The following is a 21,538-nucleotide window of genomic DNA, read 5'->3' as shown; positions in this document are numbered from 1 at the left end:
AACGATGGTCCTGTGTATTTTGCGGACACCCGTTGAATAGCTTTATTTAGTCCAACTTTTTCTGTACATTGTGCATCGCAGCCCGCCTCTAGATTTGCTAGAATGATGAAGTGTTATAAGCGCTTTCAACACAAGCGCCCAACCATTACCTAGACCGGGAAGAATACCTGTTATGGGGACGATGCCGATCAAGCAGGGGGATACGGTCGCAAGCATGGCTTCGCGTGATGGGAGCTCAGGCATAAGCCGGGCGGCATTTCTTTACCCGGAGGGAAGATAGCTTTCCCTATGGGAAGCTTGCTAATAACGGAAGGCTGATCCCTCTAAAGCGGGACCAATCTGGAAAACTTGATATCCGAATCGTAAGAAAACACAGTTCGGATGCAAGTTTCCCCATGGTTGGCCCGCTTTTTGCGTTGTAAGCTAGGAGCAGAACTTACGACACAAGGAGGAAAGCCCCATGCCCGCCAACCTGCAGCAAGCTGCCCGGAGCACCGTCAAGTCCCCGTCGCGGGCCAGAGAAGTCTGGCGATTGATGAGGAAGTACCCGGCTATCTACCTTATCTCGATACCCGGTATTTTCTATTTCGTAGTATTCAAATATATTCCATTATTCGGCTCGGTGATGGCCTTCCAGAACTACAACATCTTCAAGGGCATCACTGGCAGTCCTTGGGTGGGACTGGCCCATTTCAAACGGATGTTTGCGTATGAGGAATTCACGAATATTCTCTTCAATACGATTCTGATCGGCCTCTATGATCTCGTCTTTGCCTTCCCTGTCCCCATCCTCCTAGCGCTGCTGCTCAACGAGATGCGCCTGGCGATGTACAAGCGGATCGTGCAGACGGTCATCTATGTCCCGCACTTTCTGTCCTGGGTTATTATCGGGGGAATTGCGGTCGGCATCCTCTCACCGACGACCGGGGTTGTCAATCATATACTGAATCTGTTCGGTATCGAGTCCGTTTACTTCCTAGGTGAGGATTCGTACATCCGCACGATCCTCGTTAGCGCAGGCGTCTGGAAGGATAGCGGCTGGGGAACGATTGTGTATCTGGCGGCGCTGGCCGGAATCAACCCGGAGCTGTACGAGGCGGCGCGAATAGACGGAGCGGGCCGCTTGCGGCAGACGCTGTCGATCACGATTCCCTGCATCCTGCCGACCATCGTCATTCTGTTCCTGCTGCATATCGGCAATTTCCTGGACTTCGGCTTCGAGCGCGTATATGTGTTCCTGAACCCGCTGAATGCTGTCAACGGAGATATTCTCGATACGTATATTTACCGGGCGGGCTTACAGGAGCGGCAGTACAGCTATACGACCGCGATCGGACTGTTCAAGTCGGTCGTCGGGCTTATTCTGATCGTCATCGGCAATACGCTCAGCCGCCGGGTGACCGATCAGGGTCTTTACTAGGAGGCGGTGAGAAGCGATGCATACCAAGACAAATACGTGGTTCGATTATACAAACTATCTGGTGATGACACTGCTGGCCTGCGCGATGGTGTTTCCCGTTCTCCATGTCATCTCTCTATCGCTCAGCGCCGATAAGGCCATCAATAGCGGAAGTGTGTTTCTGTGGCCCGTGGAACCGACGCTGGCGAATTACCGTATCATCCTGAATGACTTATCCATTTGGCGGTCCTTCGGCGTCAGCGTGTTCGTAACGGCCTTCGGCACCTTCATCAGCCTGGCGTTTACCTCCATGCTCGCTTATCCGCTGTCCAGACCGGAGTTTGCCGGGCGCAAGTATGTGCTGATGCTTGTGCTGGTCACGATGATCTTCCATGCGCCGCTGATTCCGAACTATTTACTGCTGAAAAACCTGCACATGATCGATACCATCTGGGTTTTGATCATTCCTGGGGCGATTAGTGCTTATAATCTGTTCGTCATGCGCTCCTTCTTCCTGAATCTGCCTAACGAGCTGATCGATTGCGGACGGATGGACGGAGCGGGGGAACTGCGGATCATGTGGAGCATCGTACTGCCGCTCTCCAAGCCGGCGATGGCGACGATGGGCTTGTTCTATGGCGTCTCCCTGTGGAACGCATACTCCAACGCTCTGTATTATATCAATAGCCGGACCTTGTACCCGCTTCAGGTGCGGCTCAGGGAGATCGTCATCACCGACCAGTTCGGCTCATCCGATCAATTCGAGGTGTTCGGTGCGATGTCGCCTGAAGGGGTCAAGATGGCGGTTATCGCATTCTCTGCGCTGCCCATCATGATGGTGTATCCGTTCCTGCAGCGATTCTTCATCAAGGGGATGTTGATCGGCTCGATCAAGTCCTGACGGACAGAACGCTAAAAAACACAGCAGGAACGTAAAAATCCCAATGGGATGATCTGGCCTGCCGCGTTATCATAAAACCCACCGGATCAAGCCACGTTAAGCAAAAGGCTCTTTGTCGACCTGACCGGTCATCACTCAGATTAATAGAGGGGGACTCCATGCTATGAAAAAGATAGTCAGTTCCGTACTTGCCGGCACACTGGCCGTGTCGGCGGCCGGCTGTTCCAGCGCTCCGCAGGAAACAGGGGGCACACAGGGAGGAACAGCTACCGCGGGCCCAACGAAATTCTCGATCTCAATCACGTCGGGGAGCAACGCGTATGCCGAGAGCTCGCCCAATATCAATGAAGATAAATGGGTTAAAAAGCTGGAGCAGCTGGCGAACGTAGATATGGATATCCGGCTGATCCCGCATAAGGAGTTCAACCAGAAGATGGCCGTTATGTTCGCAGGCAACGACATTCCCGATGCGGTCCAGACAGTAGGCGGGGCGACCGGCAAGGCGATGGCGGGTTCTGTGGAAGCTGGCCTGTACATGCCGCTGGACGATCTGCTCAAGGAGTATGCGCCGACCCTATTGAAAAACATTCCGAAGGAAGCCTGGGCCGAGACCAGCTACCAAGGCAAGATTTATGGCATCCCGGCGTGGCTGTCCAACCCGTCCAGAAGGGCTCTGTTCATCCGGACGGACCTGCTGGAGAAGGCCGGACTCCAGGCGCCCAAGACGCTGGACGAGCTGCTGAATGTGATGCGCGCCTTCAAGAAGCTGGGGGTCGAGCATCCGTACCAGATGCGTGAGAACTTTAAGTATGCGGATACGTTCTTCGGTTCGTTTGATGCGATCGGCAGTCAGTTCGAAGTGAAGGACGGTCAGGTTGTGCCGAAATTCTTCGATAGCGAGAATATGATGAAAGCGCTGCAGACGTACAAGACGATGTTTGACGAGGGACTTATTCCGAAGGATTTCGCTACGATCTCCAGCGGAGACTACGGCAAAAACATCCAAGCCGGCAAAGCCGGTATGTGGAGCGCCAACGCGGAAGGCCTGACTAACTACCGGACGAAAATTGTCGAGTCCGTGCCCGATGTCAAAATCGACATCATCCCGGCGCCGAAGGGGCCGGAGGGCTATGGCGGGCATCTGCTGTACAGCCCGGTCACGACAAGCACGTTCATTAACAAGAAGGTCAGCAAGGAAAAGGCCATTGGCATCATCAAGTTCCTGGAATGGATGCAGAGCGACGAGGCCCAGAACTTCTTCAGCTTCGGCAATGAAGGAGAGAACTACACGAAGGAAGGCAGCAAGATCAACTTCAAGCAGCCGAAAACGAAGGAAGAGGTCGATGAGGATATCTTCCGCTCCAATACGCTGTGGTTCATCCGCGATGCCGGCTTCAACCGTGTCCGTTCGGAGATGACCAAGGACGGGCAGGATCTGATGAAGGCCTTCGATAACGTACTGGGCAAGGAAGGACTGGGCAGCGTCATGTTCACGCCGGACCTGACTTCGTTCGCGACCTATCCGGATCTGGCGCCCCAAGGCAGCGACACGCCTCCCAAGCTTATCGTCGATCATATGATCAAGATGATCTACGGCAAGGAGCCGATCTCCGACTGGCCGAAGGTGGTCGAGGAATGGAAGTCCAAGGGCGGCAATGACATTGTGAAGGAAGCGAGCGAGCGGTACGCCAAGAAAGAAGGCGTGAACGTCCTCGAAAACCGTAAATAGTTTAGAAGCTTGTGGCCGGGTTCCGTCCGCATCCGGCGATTGTTGCCGAGCGTGCCGGTGCCCGGTTGCCTGTATCGTCCATTGCCCGGCATACGCCAGCGTAGTAAGATCAGAGCACAAGGGGGCGAAAGCATGCGATTGCTAGTCGTGGATGACGAACCGATTATTCGTACGGGGCTGCTGAAGATGGCCGAACATTATGTGCCTGCGTTCGATGCTATCGAGACAGCCGCGAACGGTGCCGAGGCTTTGGAACGAATCGCTGAGAACGAGCCGGATATTATTCTGACGGATATCCGGATGCCGAAGATGGATGGACTGGAGCTTTGCCGCTATGTCTACCAGGGATACAGTCATATTCAGACCGTGGTGATCTCGGGCTACAATGATTTCGATTATGCCCAGAAATGCCTGTCCTACGGAGTCAAGCACTACCTGCTCAAACCTGTGACGGCGCCCGATCTGCACGAAACTCTCGATCAGCTGATGAAGGCGCAGCTTCAAGGCTATGTGCCAGTATCGCGCTATGTGGAATGGATCGAGCGGATGGAGCAGCATATCTGGTCCTTGCAGGGCGATGAGATGAGCCGTATGCATGCGGAGTGGAGAGAGGATTGCGCCCATCTCAATACGCAGCAGCTGAGAAGCAAGCAGAATGATGCGATGGACCTTCTTTACAAGCGCTTTCAAGAGAAAAACCGTCCGATCAAGGCGACGGGACGTTATGCGATGAGCGGTCAGAGCAAGGCGGAGCTGTTTGCGGAATTTGAGGCCTGCCTGCAATCGATCACGGATGAGCTGTCTGCCTCGCGCAAGGGTAATTTCAAGGACCCTATGCAGGAGGCGAAGGCCTATATCGACAGTCACCTGTCCCAGGAAATAACGCTGAAGGAGGTCGCCGAGATGGTCGGACTGACTCCGACCTATTTCAGCGCGCTGTTCAAGAAGCTGACTCACGAGAATTTCGTCAGCTACCGCATCAACCGCCGAATGGAGAAGGCGCGCGAGCTGCTCGCTTTCCCTCATCTGCGGACCGTTGATGTGGCATCTGAGGTCGGCTATGACGATTATCCGCATTTTACGAAAACCTTCAAGAAAATCGTCGGGGTATCTCCGTCCGAATACCGCAGCTCGCTCGGGATCAAATGAAAAGGGCCGGACTTTACCCGAAGCTGCTGCTGTCCTTCCTGATCGTGATTTTCGTCTCCATGACGGGCGTAGGCGTGTTTTCCTACTACATGTCCTCGTCGGAGCTCGATAAGCTGATCGAGACGCAGATGTCGCAAATTGCCGGCAATGCTGTGCATCACACCGACTTGTACCTGCAATCCTACGAGCGCTCGATGGTGTCTCTGCTCTCGAATGTCGAGATGAAGCGGTTCCTGGACCTGCCGGCGGATGAGAAGGGCTATCTGTATTATGAAAACCGTAAAATGATCAAGGAAAGCAGCATCGATTCGGTGTTCATCCGCAACCCGGAGGTGGCGGCGGTGTATCTGATGAGCTTCGAGGGCAATGCGCTGACCTTCTATAACGATACGCTGGGCTATTCGTTCTCCCAGGAAGAAACCCGGAAATACGCTGAGATGTACAAGCAGGCGTCGAAGCCCGACGGCTCGCTGGCGATCCTGAACCGGAGCATTCTGCCCGACCAGCAGAACAAGACGCTTACGCTTGTCAGGCAAATCCGGGGGCTCTCTTCCCCGAATAACCGGGGGGTGCTCGCCATTGAGCTGCGCTCGGCGGAGTTGTCGAGCTTGTGGAAGGGAATGGATCTGGGTGACAATGGCTACTTCTTTATTGCCGACGAGGAAGGCACCTTTGTCTATCACCCTGACCGGGGGCTGGTTGGATCGAAGCTGTCGCCCAAGCTGAAGGAGCAGGTGCTGCAGGCTGGGAATGAGGCTTTCGTCTCCGGGGAGGGGGGAGCCGAGCGGATGTATATGAGCCGGCGGTCGTCCTTCGGCGGTTGGCGGCTTGTGATCTCCATGCCGCTGGACGAGCTGCAAGGTCCGGTGCAGACGATCCGCACCTCGACAATCGTTGTTGGGGCGCTGACACTGGCCTTGTCGCTATGGCTGGCCCGGCGCTTCGGCATCTCCATTACACGGCCGCTCCAGGAGCTGAAGGAGGCGATGCGGGAGACGGAGAAGGGGAACTGGGCCATCATCCCCGTTCCCGAGCACCGCGACGAAATCGCCGAGCTGATGAAGCGCTACAATACGATGGTGGGCCGTCTCTCGGAGCTGGTGGACAAGGTGTACCAGGCGGAGCTGCGCGATCAGGAGAACCGGCTGGAGAGGCAGAAGGCGGAATTCCAGTCGCTGCAGCTTCAGATCAATCCGCACTTCCTGTACAACACGCTGGAGACGATCGTGTGCTATGCTTTCGTGCGCGATTCCAAGGAAATATCCGAGATCGTCAAGGCGCTCGCTTATATGCTGCGCTACTCGGTGCAGACGAATCTGGAGGAAATTACGGTAGCCAATGAGCTTAAGCATGTGATGCTGTTCATCGTCGTCCTGCAGCACCGGATCGGCCGGGAGTTCGAGCTCGATGTCGTCGTGCCCCCGGAATTTCTGCTGCATCATATGGTCCGGCTGACCATGCAGCCGCTGGTGGAGAACGTGTTCCAGCATGCCTTTCCCGACGGGATTGAGGATTATCACTACATCCGCATCGATGGCGGCATGGATGGGGATATGTTCTGGATCAGTGTCGAGGATAACGGAGCCGGGATTGAAGAAGAGGCGCTGGCGCAGCTCCGGGAGAAGCTAAGCGCCAACCGGCTGGCTGACGTCTCCCCACAAGGGAAAGCGGGCGGCATCGGAGTGGTGAATGTGCATCGCCGTATTCAGATGGTATACGGGGATCAATATGGGCTGAGCATCGAAAGCCAGGAGGACAAGGGCACGAGAATGATCATGAGGATGCCTCGTCTGGATGAGAAGCGGGAGAAACAAGATAAACGTCAAGAGCTGCAAGGAGTGGATACGGATGAACGAGCAAGAGGATTTGATGGATGATGCCCGAACTTCCGCAGGAAGATCTCAGGCAGGGCTTCAGGCTGAAGACCGACAGCGGCATAAGGCCATGCAGGCACAAGACGCCAAAATGGCCTGGTGGCGCGAGGCGCGCGTCGGACTATTTATTCACTGGGGCTTGTATTCGCTGCCTGCGGGGATCTGGAAAGGCGAGGAAGTGAAGGGCTCGTACGCGGAGCATCTGATGCTGCGTGCCCGCATCCCGGATGCGGAATATGCCGGTATTGCCGGAGAGTTTACCGCCGAACGGTTCGATGCGAAGGCTTGGGTGCGTGCCGCCAAGGAGGCGGGGCTGGAGTATCTCGTCTTCACGGCCAAGCATCACGACGGCTTTGCCATGTACGACTCGGACGTGTCGGACTATAACATCGTACGCCGGACACCGTTCGGGCGCGATCCGCTGCGCGAACTGGCCGATGAGTGTCGCGAGCAGGATGTGAAGCTGGGCATCTACTATTCCCATGCGATGGATTGGCATCATCCGGATTCCCAAGGAAATACTTGGGATTACCTGGGCAATATCGGGGCGTACGATGAGGTCGCCTCCTGGGTGAGCGACGAGGACAAGCGCAGGCGCTACGAGCGGTACTTGCAGGAGCGGGCGCTGCCGCAGGTGAAGGAGCTGCTGGAGAAGTACGGCCCTGTCGGGGTCATGTGGTTCGACTGCGGGCATAAGCTGACCGAGCAGCAGGGAGAAGCGTTCCTGGAGCAGGTCTACGGCGTGCAGCCGGATTGTCTGGTAAATCGGCGCGTATGGCTGGAGCCGATGGGCGATTACGGCAATACGGCCGACAATCAGCCCTATGCCCGCCCTCCGCGCCGGGATTGGGAGTCGATTGTCACGCTGAATGATTCCTGGGGGTATAAGAAGACGGATGATCAGTGGAAGCCGATCGGCACCATCTTGACCCAGATGATCGATGTGGTAAGCCGAGGCGGCAACTTTCTGATCAATGTTGGTCCGATGGGCGACGGGGCATGGGATCCGGCATCGCTGAACCTGATGGTCCAGCTGGCCCGGTGGATGAAGGTGAACGGGGAAGCGATACACGGTACGGAGCAAAGTCCTGTCGGCATCCCTCCATGGGGGCGGTGCACAGTCAAGGGCGGGACTTTGTATGCCCATGTGTTCGAGTGGCCAGAGGACGGCCAGCTGCTTGTCCCAGGGCTGCGTAGTCCGGTGAAGACAGCGTATTTGCTGGCGGACCCTGAGCGCCGGCCGCTTGTCGTGGAACGGGTGAGCGCAGACGATGTGAGGCTGCGTGTTCCGGCTTCGGCTCCAGATGGCGATGTATCCGTGCTTGTGGTGGAATGCGAGACGGAGAACGGCCGCCTAGAGGCGACGGACGTCTCGCTCTTGTCGGCTGGAACGTATCCGAACCGGTTCGGGGCTTTCGACGCGGAGATCGCAGGTCCGACGCTTCGTTACGATACGGGCAAGGTAGGCCGGGATAACCTCCTCGGCTGGAGCAGCGCCGATGATGCAGCAGAATGGACGTTCCGGACGAATGAGCCCGGACAGTTCGCTTTGTCGGTTGTCTATGGCGCGGAGCCGGTCAATGAGGCTAAGAGTCCTGTTGAAGCCGGAGACGATACAGCCTCTTCCGCTGCTATGCAGATGGAGAGTCAGCAGGAGGAAGTGGGCCTGGGAACCTTCGTCGTGAGCGTGGTTAGGCAGGGGAATGGTGGAGTCGAGAACACAGATGCCGACGTGAAGGCTGCTGCCCAAATGTTCCGTGTGCCGGTGAGGACTACAGAGAGCAAGGAGCAATTCGTAGCTGCCTTGGCGGGAGAGATCGGCCTGGAGGGTGGAGCTTCTTACAGGCTTCGTTTAGTTTGGGAGCCGGACGTTGTACAGGCATGCGTGCAGATGAAAAGACTGGAGCTGCTGTCTCTTTAAGCGAAAACCTGAAGGGACAAAGAGCTTTAACATACATGTCAGAAGGAGGACAGACGATGAGTGGAGAACCGATGTCAGATCGGAACAGCCTATGGTATCGCAAGCCGGCCTCCGTATGGACGGAAGCACTGCCTCTGGGCAACGGGCGGCTGGGGGCAATGATTTTCGGTCAGGTGAAGGAGGAGCGGATCGGACTCAATGAGGATACGATCTGGTATGGCGGACCGCGCAGCGGAGAGAATCCGGACGCGGCTGCCGTGCTGCCGGAGGTTCGCTCTCTGCTGCTGGAGGGACGCCTGAGTGAAGCGACCGAGCTGGCTCGGATGGGCGTGTTCTCCACGCCCAAATATTTTGCCCCCTATCAGCCGTTAGGCGATCTGAGGCTATTCCATCACGGACAGCTGGCGCAGGCGGATCGCTACCACCGTCAGCTGCGGCTGGATGAGGCCGTGGCCGAGGTCTCGTATGAAGCGGGCGGGGCGGTCTACCGCCGGGAGTATTTCAGCAGCGAGCCGGATCAGATGCTGGTCGTTCGGCTGACCTGCAGCGAGCCGGGCAGACTGAGACTAGGCGTTAATCTGAACCGTCGTCCGTACGAAGGCGACACCCGCGCGGACGGCACGGACCGCATCCTGATGAACGGCGAGTGCGGCCGGAACGGCGTGGACTTCTGTTGTGCGGTTCAGGCGGTGGCGGAGGATGGGGTCGTCCGTATGCTTGGTGACTTTATCCAGATCGAAGGGGCTACCCGGGTGACGCTGCTGCTGGCGGCGGCGAGCACCTTTCGCGAGAGCGACCCGCAGTCTGCGGTAGTCGGGCGGCTGGAGCGAGCGGCGGCTATCCCCTATGCGGAGCTGCGCGCCAGGCATGTAGCGGATGCTTCGGCACTGTACGGGAGGGTGCGGCTTGAGCTGGGCCGAGAGGCTGGAAACGCTGGAGGCGCTTCAGGTGCATCAGATGCTTCAGATGCTTCAGGTGCTGAGGATTTGCCCACCGATGAGCGGCTGGAGCTTATGCGGCAGGGAAAGCCAGATCTTGGACTGGAACAGTTATATTTTCAGTATGGCCGCTATCTGCTGATTGCCTCATCACGACCGGGAAGCCTGCCTGCGAACCTGCAGGGGCTGTGGAATGATTCCTTTACACCTCCGTGGGAGTCGAAATACACCATCAATGTGAATACGCAGATGAACTATTGGCCTGCGGAGGTATGCGGTCTGTCGGAATGCCATGAGCCTTTGTTCGACCTGCTGGACCGGATGCGTCCCCATGGGCGGGAAACGGCCCGCAAGCTGTACGGCTGCGAAGGCTTCGTCGCGCATCATAACACCAATCTGTGGGGCGAAACGCGGCCGGAGGGCATTCTGCCGACGAGCGTGCTGTGGCCGATGGGAGGGGCATGGCTCAGCCTGCATCTGTGGGAGCGCTTCTTGTTTACCGGGGATCCGAAATTCCTCGCGGAGCGGGCGTATCCAGTGCTCCGGGAAGCGGCGGTTTTCTTCCTGAATTATATGACGGAGCTGCCGGACGGCCGGCTTGTCACGGGTCCGTCGCTGTCGCCGGAGAATACGTACGTGCTTCCGAGCGGCGAGCAGGGGGCGATGTGCATGGGACCGTCCATGGACACCCAGATCGTCCGGGAGCTGTTCGGAGCTTGCTGCCGGAGCGCGGCGCTGCTTGGCGGCGATGATGATTTCGCAGCACGTCTGGAGACCGCACGGACCAAGCTGCCTGAGGTGGAGATCGGCAGCCGAGGGCAGCTGCTGGAGTGGCTGGAGGAGTATGAGGAAGCCGACCGGGGCCACCGGCATATCTCGCATTTATTTGCCCTTCATCCGGGCACGGGTATCGATCCGAGAAGGACACCTGAGCTGGCTGCAGCCGCCCGCACGACCTTGCTGGAGCGGCTGGCTCACGGAGGCGGGCATACCGGCTGGAGCTGCGCCTGGATCGTCAATATGTTTGCCCGGCTCGGCGACGGAGAGCAGGCCTATACGTACGTGAGGCGGCTGCTCAGCCACTCCACGTATCCGAATCTGTTCGACGCGCATCCGCCCTTCCAGATCGACGGGAACTTCGGAGGGACGGCCGGGATGGCCGAGATGCTGCTGCAGAGCCATCAGGAAGAGCTGCATCTGCTGCCTGCGCTGCCCGGGGCCTGGGATCAGGGAAGCGTATCCGGGCTTCGGGCCAGGGGAGGCTTTACCGTCGACATGCGCTGGAGAGACGGCACGCTAACGCAGGCGGATATTGTCGCGAATCTGACAGGGCGATGCCGTATACGGAGCGCCGTGCCGCTGCGCATCGTGTCCGCTTCTGTAGCTGACACCTATGCTGGGTACGGAAGTGGGGAAGGATCGGCGAAAGCTTCGGATGCAGATACGGGAAGCCTGTCCGTGCAGGAAGCGGCATCGGGAGAGTACCTGCTCGCCTGGCAAGCCAAGCCTGGCCTGGCTTACAGGCTGGAGCCTATCAACGAAGCGGAAGGGGGCGAAGAGAAGTGACGAGCAACGCAAGCTTGGCGGATCGTCTGCTCCCTGCTCCCCTACAGGGCGGATTCCGCATGGAAGGCTACTGGGTATGGTGCGGCTCCGTCATCCGTGGAGAGGACGGCCGCTTCCATATGTTCGCCTCCCGTTGGCCCAAGCATCTGCCGATGCATCCGGGCTGGCTGGTCGCCTCGGAGATTGTCCGCGCATCTTCCGATACCCCGGAAGGACCGTACCGGTTCGAGGAGGTCGTGCTAGGGGCACGAAGTCCGGCCTATTGGGACGGTTGCAGCGCGCATAACCCGCATATTACGAAGCAGAACGGCCGGTATGTGCTGTATTATATGGGCTCTACGCATCCGCTGCCGGAGGTTTCGCCTGTGGAAGCATTTGGCTTGGACGACCCGCGCTGCATCGTGGCCCGTGCGGGCAAGCGTGTCGGCATTGCCACAGCTTCATCGGTATTCGGTCCCTGGAGCCGTCCGGACAAGCCGATCCTGGAGACGCGACCCGGCAAGTTCGACAGCTACCTTACGTCCAATCCGGCCCCTTGCGTGAACCCGGACGGGTCGGTGCTGCTGATCTACAAAGCCCGGGCCTACGTAGGGCGTGAGCACGGGCAGATGACGATCGGCGCAGCTTGGGCCGATCAGGCCGAGGGACCTTACCGCCGCTTGATGGAGGAGCCTGTTTTCCAGCCGGAACGGTTCCATATCGAGGACCCTTTCGTATGGAACAACGGGCTGCAGTATGAGATGATCGCCAAGGATATGGACGGCCATCTATGCGGAGAGAAGCATGGCGGTATTCATGCCTTATCTCCCGACGGCCTGGCTTGGCATCTGTCGGACAGGCCGAAGGCTTATTCCCGAGATATTCTGTGGGAGGACGGAGTCACGCGCCGGATGGGCCAGCTGGAGCGGCCGTTCCTGCTGTTCCAGGACGGCAGGCCGACCCATTTATTTGCCGCGACGGCGGACGGCCCCGGCGGCTTCCGGCATGCTACTGAAACCTGGAATATGGTCATCCCTATAGCGCCTGAATAAGTTTTTTCCATAGATACCCTTATCCTATCGGCGGTTTCCTACCTATTTTCCCTGGCAAGCCAGACGTATTTTTCGCTTGAATGCTGTGAAGCACAGGTGTACAATATGCGAGGTAAACGGTTGCAAAAAGGGAGAGGGTCCAATTGCTATTTGCCCAAGAAGACAAGCTTGTCCTGATCGGAGATTCCATTACGGATTGCGGCCGCAAACGTCCGTATGGGGAAGGCCGCAACGATGCGTACGGCACCGGATACGTTTCGGCAATCAACGCGCTGCTGCAATCGACGTATCCAGAGCTGAAGCTGAGGCTCATCAATACGGGCATATCGGGCAATACCGTCCGCGATCTGCAGGACAGATGGGAGACGGATGTGCTGGATCTCAAGCCGGATTGGGTATCCATTATGATCGGCATCAATGATGTGTGGCGTCAGTTCGACCAGCCTCAGATTACAGAATCACATGTGTACCTGGAGGAATACCGCGATACGCTGGAGGCATTGATCCAAGTGACTAAGCCCCAGGTGAAAGGTATCATCCTCATGACGCCTTTCTATATCGAGCCGAATCCGGAGGATGCGATGCGTCAGGCGATGGACCAGTATGGACAAGTAATCAAGGAAGCCGCTGCAAAGCATGGTACGGTTCTAATTGATGTCCAGGCTGCGCTGGAGCCGCTTCTGGCCCACCGCTACCCGGCTGCGCTAGCCTGGGACCGCGTGCATCCGGACCTGACCGGTCACATGGCGATTGCCCGTGCCTTCCTTGAGGGCGTTGGCTTCTCCTGGAACGGCGCAGCCCGGTAGGCCCCTATACAAGCAAGCCCTAAAGACTTCTTCTCTGTGAAGGAGTCTTTTTCGTACTTGCATGACGGGGATACAGAGAATTCAAGATTTCGCTCAGGCCGCCGCCAGTGTTCACGTGGTGCGTGCCGCCGGGCTGGTCCAGGTCGCAAGCCCGTGCTGCACAAGGCAAGAATTCACTCTGCGGTTGCACTAGAATGGGGGATCGCTCGAAGCGCTCCTGATGCCTGTGGCTGCTCGGGCTCACAGTATGCGTCAGATTCCCAAAGCAACCGACCTTTCGGGAACCTCGCCCAATTGTTAGTTATCCCGCGCTGCTAGGGTATCCGACACAACCCGACTTAGGTCCAGGAGCAAAACAGTTCGCGGGTCTGTACTTTCTCGGCTCATAAAACAGTACCTTATAGAGAGAAGGTAAACCACATCGGCCGAATGAGCGTAGAAATGAAAGAGGGGACTTGCTGTGAATGGGATTCAAAAACCTAAAATTCTGCTGCTGACCGGCGCTTTGGGAGACGGACATAATCAGGCGGCTAAGGCTATACTGGAGGCTGCGCGTGTGATTCGGCCGGATGTGGAGGTCGTGACTGTAGATTTTCTGGAATGGACCCACCCGTATCTGCACGGGGTCGGCAAGTTTTGCTATATGCAATGGGTGAAGAGCCTGCCCAGCATGTACGGCTATTTGTATCGCAAGACACGCAATCCGAATACGATGTCTAATCTGTTCAAACGCATCAAATCCTTCAGCATCACCCGGATGCTGAAGCTGCTGGAGGACGTGCAGCCGACGGTCGTAGTCAGCACGTTCCCGTCCGCGGCGGCGGCGATGTCGTTGTTGAAGGCGCATGGGATGACCGAGCTGCCGACGGTCACCGTGATGACCGATTACACCGATCACAGCTACTGGGTTCATCCGTATACGGACAGCTACCTGGTCGGCTCCGAGCATGTCCGCAGCGCTCTGCTGCGTTATGGGGTGGCTCCCGGTACGATCCGGGTCACGGGTATCCCGATCCGCCTGTCCTTCTGTCAAAGTCCGGACCGCGACACGCTGCGGGCACGCTACGGACTTAAGGACGGGTTGCCTACCGTACTGGTGATGGGCGGCGGACATGGTCTGATTGGCAAGGAGCTTATTACACTAATCAAAACGCAGCAGCTGGAAGCGCCTGCCCGCTACATCCTGATCTGCGGACGCAATGAGAAGCTGCGTCTGCAGCTGGAGGAGGAATTCCGGGACATGCCGCATCGCGTAACCGTGGTGGGCTTTGTCGACCACATCCATGAACTGATGGCTGTAGCCGACTTGATCGTGACGAAGCCCGGGGGACTCACCGTCTCCGAGGCTTTGGCGATGGAGCTGCCGATGCTGCTGTACAAACCGATCCCCGGCCAAGAGCAGGAAAACGCGTCATATTTACTGAAAATGGGCGCAGCGATGGAAGCGAAGAACGCTGAGCAGCTGCGCGAGCGGCTGATTCATTTATTAACCGATAAAAACTCCTTATTGGCGTTGAAAAATATGGCAAAGCTAGGTACCATGAAAGAAGGGGCTGTGCATGCGCTCTTTTCGATTCTAGGTACGGCCCGTGATTATCAGGGCCCGGTTTGGCAGGAACGCCGACAAGCTTTGTATGCGAATGCTTGAAGCAGCAATATATTCCTGCGGAACGGGGAAGGCTGTTTTCAGGAGGTACCGCCATGGAGAAGAAATTTGTGCTTACTGTAATGCTTGTCATCGTTTTGTACACCGTTCTGCCATGGATCTTGACCCGGATGTTCGGTATCGGGGTGTTCCGCCGGGGGAGCGGAGCCAGAGAAATTGCTTTTACGTTCGATGACGGACCCGATCCGGTCTACACGCCGCAGCTGCTGGAGCTGCTCGGCAAGTATGGGGTGAAGGGGACTTTTTTCGTGCTCGGGTCTAAGGCGGAGGCTCATCCGGAGCTTATTCTCCGCATTCACCAGGAGGGGCATCTGATCGGTGTTCATAATTACAATCACCGGTCCAACTGGCTGATGCTGCCCTGGTCGGTATCCCGTCGTCAGGTCGAACGGTCTGCGGGCATTATCGAGTCGATTACCGGAGTACGTCCCGTTTACTACCGCCCGCCCTGGGGGATTATCAACCTGTGCGATTACCTCCTGCGCAAGCGGTACACGATTGTGCTCTGGTCGGTGATGGTTCAGGATTGGCGCAGTAACGTTGGCAAGGAGCGCATGAAGTCGGTGCTGCTGAAGCAGATTCGCGAAGGGTCCATCGTGCTGCTGCATGATAGCGGAGATACGTTCGGAGCTGACAAGGATGCTCCGGGGCATATGCTGCAGGCACTCGAAGAGGTCTTCGGCGAGCTGAGTCCGCAGAGCTATCGCTACGTCAGGATCGATGAGCTGACCGTCAGTCCATCGGTCGTCCGCTTTACCAAGCGCATGCTGGTCAAGGTATGGATGTGCTGGGAACGCAGCTTCGTGAAGGTCATGCAGGTGAAGCCGGTGGATGCGGCTAATACGCTGCTGCAGCTTCGCATTACCGAGTATCGGGGGAAGCAGGCCATTCTACTGACCGATGGCGAGCAAATCCAGCAGGGGGACCGCATCGCTGAGCTGCACCTGGATAATAATCTGCTGTACCGGCTTGGAGCAACCTCCAGCAGCTCCGTACACCTGGCTATTCAACTGGTAAGGCGCACGGAGCTGCTGATGCCGCAGATCATCCGGCTGCTGCAGACCGATCCCGCATATAAGGATGTCAAGGGTCTGTATGGCATCAGCATTATTCATCGCGGTACCAAGAAGCTGGGCTTTACCGTACTCGACCTGCCCAAGGGCGCATTTTCTTTCGCGACCCGCCTGTATTTGCGCTTTCTGCTTTATATGGTTCATCCTCAAGGCAAAGAGCGGCTGAAGCTGAAGTCCGAGCTGCTCGTGCCGAAGATTATCGCCATATCCCGCAAGGAACTTATGAGCCGCTACATCGCGCAACCGTAGAAAGGTGTGTCAGGCTATGCACAAGCTCCGCAACCTATTGATTCTTACGGCCAGCTATGGTGACGGGCACCTGCAGGTGTCCCGGGTGCTTCAGCAAAAATTTGAGAAGTACGGCTTTCCCGGCGTACGTGTGATCGACCTGTTCGAGGAAGCTCATCCCTTGATGAATAAAGTTACGCGGTTCCTGTATATGAATAGCGGTGCGTTATCAGCTTACGGTCTGGACTACTACGGCTGGAGCTACTATATGACGCGCAATCTGAGACGGGAGAGCCTGCTCGCACGGTGTCTGAATGCGCTGGGTATCCAGAAGCTCATGAACGTTATCATGCAAGAGCAGCCGGATCTGCTTATCAGCACGTTTCCGTTCGGAGGGATTTCAGATCAGCTGAAGCGCCGCGGCATCCTGATTCCTACCTGTACCATCCTGACGGACTTCGTGCTGCATAACCGCTGGATCTATTCCATGCCTGACCGGTTCTTCGTAGCGACAGAGCAGCTGCGCCAGTCGATGGTCGAACGTGGAGTGCCGGAGCAGATCATTACGGTAAGCGGGATTCCGATCCGCGACACATTCTACATGACGGAATCTGTGACTACGGGCGAGCCGCAGCATTCCATTCTGATCATGGCCGGCGCTTATGGCGTGCTGAGAGATATGAAGAAGATTACGGAACAGCTGCTAGAGCTTCCTGATGTACGAATCAACGTCGTCTGCGGTAAGAACCAGCGGCTGCAGTCGGAATTGGAAGCCTCCTTTGCCGGAGAATCGCGCCTGCATCTACATGGCTTTGTCGATCATATACACGAACTGATGAATGCTTCTTCCTGTGTGATTACCAAGGCAGGCGGTATAACGCTGTCGGAAGCGATTCATGTCAACGTTCCCATAGTCGTGTTCAAGCCTTTTCCGGGGCAGGAGAAGGAGAATGCAGGCTTTCTGTCCGACCAGGGCGTTGCGTTTATCGCTAACGAGATTCCCGAGCTGGTCCGCTATGTAGAAATCGTCCTGAACGACGAGGGACTTCGCAGTCAGGTCAGGGAGAAGGCCAGCGCCCTGCAGGCCAGCTATGCCTCCGAGCGCATCGTGCAGGATGTGCTCCGGATGCTTCCGGCCCGCGCGCTGCCCCAAGGATGGCAAGGCAGAAGCGCCTTAGAACTGGTGGATGGGGGTTTGCATGGAACCTAGAGAACGGTCCTTATCTACATCATCCTTTATCCGGTTAGCGATGATTTTATTTTTTACGGAGGTGGTCCGAAGCGCCTTCGTTATTTCTTTTTTGCCTGCTTATGCAGCCGATCATCTGGGCATTTCGGTGGCGGCAGTCGGCCTTGCCGTGTCTGTGCATTATATAGCCGATACGGCGGTCAAGGCGGTTGCCGGATATTTGCTGGACCGGTTCGCTCCGCAGGCGATCCTTCATGTTTCGCTGGCCATCGCGTTTATCGGACTGGGCATGGCGTTCTTCAGCCAGCAGCCCTGGATGCTGATCTCCGGGGCAGCGCTTATAGGACTAGGCGTATCGCCGATCTGGCTGATCTGTCTAAGCTCGATTCATGAGGGTCAGCGCGGCTCGCAGATGGGCACGATCTATACGGTATGGCTGGCGAGTCTGGGCATTGGCCCGGTAGCCGTCAATTTCGTCATCGATTACGGGTACCGGCTTACCTTCTGGGTGCTGGCAGTCATCTTCGCCGCAGGCTGGCTCATTGCGCTTAGCTGGAATGCAACCTTGAAGCCCATCCAGACCCAAACCCTCGGCGAGCAATGGGCCCAGCTCCGGTGGAAGCTGGTGGCGATGAAGCCGCTAGTGCCGGGAATGATTCTGCAGACCGCGGCAGCCGGGCTGCTGGTGCCGATCCTGCCGACACTGGCCAGACAGCATCTCGGGCTCAGCTACTCGCAGTATTCGCTCGTTCTGATCGCCGGGGGCGTGGTGACCACGCTCTGCCTGATCCCCATGGGGAGATTGTCCGACCGTTGGGGCCGCAAATGGTTTCTTGTAGGCGGGTTCAGCGCCCTCGCTCTCGGGCTGATCGGCCTGCTGCTGTCAGCGAATCATCTATATGCCACCATGCTGATGGCCGCGCTGCTGGGCGGCTCCTATGCAGCTGTGCTGCCCGCCTGGAACGCTCTGATGTCATACTTCGTACCGCCCGACCAGAAGGGAATGGGCTGGGGCGTGCTGTCCAGCATCGAGGGCATCGGGGTGATGGTGGGCCCGCTGATCGGAGGCTGGGTGGCAAGCCGCTATTACGCTTCGGTCACCGTATGGCTGAGCGCAGCTATGCTCGCATTCATCGCCTTCTATTATTTGCGAACGCCGCTTGTCCGGCCGAAGGAGGCAGGAGAGGTCCTGGAACGCGAAAACCTGGGAGAAGGACATATCTAGCCCGCTGGGTTCATACCCGAGCCTCTTGCCGGGTGCAGAGAACGAAGAAGCTTCCGCCCTGTTTGGATAACGGGGGACTTGGAAGCTTTTTTGCTTGTGTTTCTCTTAGATAGATGACCTGCGAGCATCTCCCCGATCATCTTAGGCCTTTAGTCTCGGAGGAATATGGGCGGCAGTTGTCGAAATCGTAAACCATCACTTTATTCCAATCAAGGTGGAACATGTCATGAACTACGAGTTGGAGCTCAGCATTCTGAAACGGCGCCGGACAGAGATTATCGGGCTATGGACCAGGCTGGTGACGGGAGAGTTTCCGTCCTTTTATCAGAGAGATATGTTTACCGGCAGCCCAACTGTGTTTTTCGACTACATGTGTGACTTAGGAATTCCTCTGCAGGAGCATTCCATCCGGCATATGATCAGCCCCTGGACGCAAAAGATCATTGATAATGGAATTCCATTCGAGCATATTTTTACATGCAAGGGCTTATGGAGAGCCTCTATTTTTCAGATATTCGAAGAAGAGCCCGAGGTCAGGCACGGCAGCGGCACCATTTCGTTTCTTTCGGCTGTACTGGACCGGATTGAGCAATTCACGGTGAAGGTCGCCGAGGAATATGTATCGCGAACGACCACTCAATTGGAGGATCATAAGGAGGCCATCACACAGCTTCATGACGACCGTCTGAACCTGATCGGCAAAATGGCTGCCAGCATGGCTCACGAGATCCGGAATCCGCTGACTTCGATTCTGGGCTTTCTTAAGCTGATCCGCCAGCAGCTTCCCGAGGAGACACGGGACAAGACCCTGCAATATCTATCGATTGTTGAAAGCGAATTCGAGAATATCAATATGCAGATCACCGGATTTTTGAGTTTTTCCAAAAAGCGGGTAGCGGAGGAAGCGAGTATCGCCTTAACGGCGGAGCAGCTGCTGGATTCGGTGATTTCGCTGCTGCAGCCGAGATTCGTCAGCGAGAATGTGCGTCTGGCCGTCCGGATAGAAGATTCGGCCGTGCTATGTATTCAGAAGGTGGCTGTGCAGCAGGTCATATCCAATGTGATCAATAATGGACTCGACGCGCTATGCGCCGTTAAGCTCAGCAAGGAGATGTCCATACGAGGATTCATGGAGCATGGCGGCTATGTGATTGAGATCTCCAATAACGGTCCGGTCATTCGTCAGGAGATTATGGAATCTCTGTTCGAGCCCTTCGTCACAGACAAGGTGGAGGGAACCGGTCTTGGCCTGGCGATATGCAGGCGAATTATGCGCAAGAACAAGGGAGACATCTCCTGCGACTCTTCACCGGAGAAAACCTCGTTCAAGCTGACATTCAGATTGCAGGAAACGACAGCGACGGTATCCGGCTAGCTCGGAGCGGACCGTTTCCTGCAACCGGTCACGTATACGCCTTCCCCCTGGTCAGGATACAGGGGACTCCCTTCCCGACTGCTCCGGGTTCGGACATCTTCTCCAGGTAGCGGATGCCGCGCTCGCACTTGCGGCACCGGGCACAGACATCAGACAGTACGACCTTCATGTTGTACTGGTTTTTGTCGATGGAGCTGACCGGGGTGTTTTTTTTGGCCTTTTTGTTCTTGCTCATATGCGTTCATCTCCTGCCGCTTGATGGTGCATTGTATGTAGCGTGGCCGGGTTAGGTGCGATATGTCTGGCGCGGATCGGCAATATTCCAACGGATTCCAGGGGGCTGGCAATATGCCATGACTTAAGTCGTGGTATTTGGAGTTCATGATGCAGAAATTGTGGAAGAAACCGCCGAAATGTCGTATGATAAAGGAAAAAAGTGGGTCTGGAGTATCGTGAGCCTTCAGGCCTGAGGAGGAAAGCTCAATGAAGTACAAAATTTGTCAAACGGTAAACATCGTCGATATGAATGAAGAGATCATCTCCGAGGTGCTATTCGAGCATGGGGAGTTTGAAATTCCTGTGCCGGCTATCGGCTCTTCCGTACTTTCTTACCAGCTTGGATTGAAGCAGTTTGAAGTTGTTTTCGACAAGCGTGACGGCAAGCATCAGCGGTATAAGATTGTGGATATCGAGATTGATCTGATCCAGAAGCCAGCTACGCTGCGTGCTTACCTGGAACCGGTGAAGCTTATTGTCGGACAGCATGATATCGGTGTGATGTAGCGCATAAGAAGGAAGCCTGCCCGTCTACATGAAGTCCTGCCTCGCTGTCAGGGGCAGGATTTTTTGTGCAAAGCGAGTCATTTGGCATGCCTTGCCCGGATGATTTATGATAGAGGTAAGGAAGACGGAGGTGAATGGAAATGAATCGGGTATTCGTAACCGTCGGCAGTTTATTCGGCTTTTTGTCGGTGGCCTTGGGAGCGTTCGGGGCGCATGCCTTGAAAGCTTCATTGACGGCCGACATGCTGGCCAATTATCAAACCGGCGTACAGTATCAGATGATGCATGCTCTGGGTATTATCGGCGTCGGGCTGGCTTCTCTGGCGCTGGGGCGGAGCCGGGCGCTGCAGTGGGCGGGATGGTCGATGATCATAGGGATTATCATATTCTCAGGAAGTCTGTATGCGCTGAGCCTGTCCGGTATCAAAATGCTCGGAGCGATCACGCCGATCGGAGGCGTGGCCTTCCTGCTGGGGTGGCTTTGCCTGGCGGCAGCGGCATGGAAAAAAGCATAACGGCTTCTTGACGGGAGCAACAAGATGAATCGGCAGAAATGCCGATTTTTTTGTGCCAATCGACATAATCCCTCATTTTCAGCCAGGCTGGCAGGAATTTGCACAAGTCCCGTAGAACTTGTTGGTGAAGCCCCAAAAGGCATAAGTAAGCATGGGTAAAAAGGCGCTTT

General features: G+C 56.4%; 17 protein-coding genes. 16 read left to right on the top strand and 1 reads right to left on the bottom strand.

Annotated features, from left to right (window positions below):
* Positions 1 to 460: 460 nt before the first annotated feature.
* The 14 genes from WMW72_RS02970 (at position 461) to WMW72_RS02905 (ending at position 20,070) form a co-directional block, all read left to right on the top strand.
* On the top strand, positions 461 to 1,420 hold the full coding sequence (locus tag WMW72_RS02970) for an ABC transporter permease (protein ID WP_341413908.1): 960 nt from the start codon (positions 461 to 463) through the stop codon (positions 1,418 to 1,420).
* A gap of 16 nt (positions 1,421 to 1,436) precedes the next feature.
* Complete coding sequence (locus WMW72_RS02965; protein WP_341413907.1) at positions 1,437 to 2,300, top strand: carbohydrate ABC transporter permease; 864 nt, start codon at positions 1,437 to 1,439, stop codon at positions 2,298 to 2,300.
* Positions 2,301 to 2,463: 163 nt separating this feature from the next.
* Positions 2,464 to 4,029: an extracellular solute-binding protein gene (locus WMW72_RS02960; RefSeq protein ID WP_341413906.1), complete on the top strand. Its 1,566-nt coding sequence runs from the start codon at positions 2,464 to 2,466 to the stop codon at positions 4,027 to 4,029.
* A 132-nt stretch (positions 4,030 to 4,161) separates the two neighbouring features.
* The gene (locus WMW72_RS02955; protein ID WP_341413905.1) at positions 4,162 to 5,178 is read left to right on the top strand and encodes a response regulator transcription factor; all 1,017 of its coding nucleotides are present in this window, start codon (positions 4,162 to 4,164) and stop codon (positions 5,176 to 5,178) included.
* Complete coding sequence (locus WMW72_RS02950; protein ID WP_341413904.1) at positions 5,175 to 7,055, top strand: cache domain-containing sensor histidine kinase; 1,881 nt, start codon at positions 5,175 to 5,177, stop codon at positions 7,053 to 7,055. Before WMW72_RS02955 ends, WMW72_RS02950 begins: the two co-directional genes overlap by 4 nt.
* Positions 7,027 to 8,973: an alpha-L-fucosidase gene (locus WMW72_RS02945; protein WP_341413903.1), complete on the top strand. Its 1,947-nt coding sequence runs from the start codon at positions 7,027 to 7,029 to the stop codon at positions 8,971 to 8,973. The genes WMW72_RS02950 and WMW72_RS02945 overlap by 29 nt, the downstream gene beginning before the upstream one ends.
* 56 nt (positions 8,974 to 9,029) lie before the next feature.
* On the top strand, positions 9,030 to 11,477 hold the full coding sequence (locus WMW72_RS02940; RefSeq protein ID WP_341413902.1) for a glycoside hydrolase family 95 protein: 2,448 nt from the start codon (positions 9,030 to 9,032) through the stop codon (positions 11,475 to 11,477).
* Positions 11,474 to 12,508: a glycoside hydrolase family protein gene (locus WMW72_RS02935; protein ID WP_341413901.1), complete on the top strand. Its 1,035-nt coding sequence runs from the start codon at positions 11,474 to 11,476 to the stop codon at positions 12,506 to 12,508. The genes WMW72_RS02940 and WMW72_RS02935 overlap by 4 nt, the downstream gene beginning before the upstream one ends.
* A gap of 143 nt (positions 12,509 to 12,651) precedes the next feature.
* Complete coding sequence (locus WMW72_RS02930; protein ID WP_341413900.1) at positions 12,652 to 13,314, top strand: SGNH/GDSL hydrolase family protein; 663 nt, start codon at positions 12,652 to 12,654, stop codon at positions 13,312 to 13,314.
* Positions 13,315 to 13,774: 460 nt separating this feature from the next.
* Positions 13,775 to 14,962, top strand: coding sequence for an MGDG synthase family glycosyltransferase (locus tag WMW72_RS02925; protein WP_341413899.1), 1,188 nt, complete (start codon positions 13,775 to 13,777; stop codon positions 14,960 to 14,962).
* 53 nt (positions 14,963 to 15,015) lie between these two features.
* The gene (locus WMW72_RS02920) at positions 15,016 to 16,302 is read left to right on the top strand and encodes a polysaccharide deacetylase family protein (RefSeq protein WP_341413898.1); all 1,287 of its coding nucleotides are present in this window, start codon (positions 15,016 to 15,018) and stop codon (positions 16,300 to 16,302) included.
* Positions 16,303 to 16,318: 16 nt separating this feature from the next.
* Complete coding sequence (locus WMW72_RS02915; protein WP_341413897.1) at positions 16,319 to 17,491, top strand: MGDG synthase family glycosyltransferase; 1,173 nt, start codon at positions 16,319 to 16,321, stop codon at positions 17,489 to 17,491.
* Positions 17,481 to 18,695 (top strand): MFS transporter, encoded by a 1,215-nt coding sequence (locus WMW72_RS02910; RefSeq protein WP_341413896.1) that lies wholly within the window; start codon positions 17,481 to 17,483, stop codon positions 18,693 to 18,695. Before WMW72_RS02915 ends, WMW72_RS02910 begins: the two co-directional genes overlap by 11 nt.
* A gap of 226 nt (positions 18,696 to 18,921) precedes the next feature.
* Positions 18,922 to 20,070, top strand: a complete 1,149-nt coding sequence (locus WMW72_RS02905) for a sensor histidine kinase (protein WP_341413895.1) — start codon at positions 18,922 to 18,924, stop codon at positions 20,068 to 20,070.
* A gap of 28 nt (positions 20,071 to 20,098) precedes the next feature.
* On the opposite strand, the gene WMW72_RS02900 is transcribed toward WMW72_RS02905, so the two are convergent.
* A complete protein-coding gene (locus WMW72_RS02900) occupies positions 20,099 to 20,305 on the bottom strand; it encodes a hypothetical protein (RefSeq protein WP_341413894.1) in 207 nt (68 codons plus the stop codon).
* 248 nt (positions 20,306 to 20,553) lie between these two features.
* Between WMW72_RS02900 and WMW72_RS02895 the strand changes: the two genes are divergently transcribed.
* Both WMW72_RS02895 and WMW72_RS02890 read left to right on the top strand, forming a co-directional pair.
* Entirely contained in the window at positions 20,554 to 20,853 is a 300-nt protein-coding gene (locus WMW72_RS02895) for a hypothetical protein (protein WP_341413893.1), read from the top strand.
* A gap of 140 nt (positions 20,854 to 20,993) precedes the next feature.
* Positions 20,994 to 21,368, top strand: coding sequence for a DUF423 domain-containing protein (locus WMW72_RS02890; RefSeq protein ID WP_341413892.1), 375 nt, complete (start codon positions 20,994 to 20,996; stop codon positions 21,366 to 21,368).
* Positions 21,369 to 21,538: the final 170 nt, after the last annotated feature.

The sequence above is a fragment of the Paenibacillus filicis genome (genome assembly GCF_038070315.1).
GTDB lineage: Bacteria > Bacillota > Bacilli > Paenibacillales > NBRC-103111 > Paenibacillus_G > Paenibacillus_G filicis.
Note: the sequence above shows the minus strand (reverse complement) of the source record. Positions and strands in the feature narration are given on the sequence as shown.

Bases quoted from the DNA above. Each gene is read 5' to 3' on its own strand.
- WMW72_RS02970 (WP_341413908.1), top strand. From the start codon at position 461: ATGCCCGCCAACCTGCAGCAAGCTGCCCGGAGCACCGTCAAGTCCCCG.
- WMW72_RS02965 (WP_341413907.1), top strand. From the start codon at position 1,437: ATGCATACCAAGACAAATACGTGGTTCGATTATACAAACTATCTGGTG.
- WMW72_RS02960 (WP_341413906.1), top strand. From the start codon at position 2,464: ATGAAAAAGATAGTCAGTTCCGTACTTGCCGGCACACTGGCCGTGTCG.
- WMW72_RS02955 (WP_341413905.1), top strand. From the start codon at position 4,162: ATGCGATTGCTAGTCGTGGATGACGAACCGATTATTCGTACGGGGCTG.
- WMW72_RS02950 (WP_341413904.1), top strand. From the start codon at position 5,175: ATGAAAAGGGCCGGACTTTACCCGAAGCTGCTGCTGTCCTTCCTGATC.
- WMW72_RS02945 (WP_341413903.1), top strand. From the start codon at position 7,027: ATGAACGAGCAAGAGGATTTGATGGATGATGCCCGAACTTCCGCAGGA.
- WMW72_RS02940 (WP_341413902.1), top strand. From the start codon at position 9,030: ATGAGTGGAGAACCGATGTCAGATCGGAACAGCCTATGGTATCGCAAG.
- WMW72_RS02920 (WP_341413898.1), top strand. From the start codon at position 15,016: ATGGAGAAGAAATTTGTGCTTACTGTAATGCTTGTCATCGTTTTGTAC.
- WMW72_RS02915 (WP_341413897.1), top strand. From the start codon at position 16,319: ATGCACAAGCTCCGCAACCTATTGATTCTTACGGCCAGCTATGGTGAC.
- WMW72_RS02910 (WP_341413896.1), top strand. From the start codon at position 17,481: ATGGAACCTAGAGAACGGTCCTTATCTACATCATCCTTTATCCGGTTA.
- WMW72_RS02905 (WP_341413895.1), top strand. From the start codon at position 18,922: ATGAACTACGAGTTGGAGCTCAGCATTCTGAAACGGCGCCGGACAGAG.
- WMW72_RS02900 (WP_341413894.1), bottom strand. From the start codon at position 20,305: ATGAGCAAGAACAAAAAGGCCAAAAAAAACACCCCGGTCAGCTCCATC.
- WMW72_RS02895 (WP_341413893.1), top strand. From the start codon at position 20,554: ATGAAGTACAAAATTTGTCAAACGGTAAACATCGTCGATATGAATGAA.
- WMW72_RS02890 (WP_341413892.1), top strand. From the start codon at position 20,994: ATGAATCGGGTATTCGTAACCGTCGGCAGTTTATTCGGCTTTTTGTCG.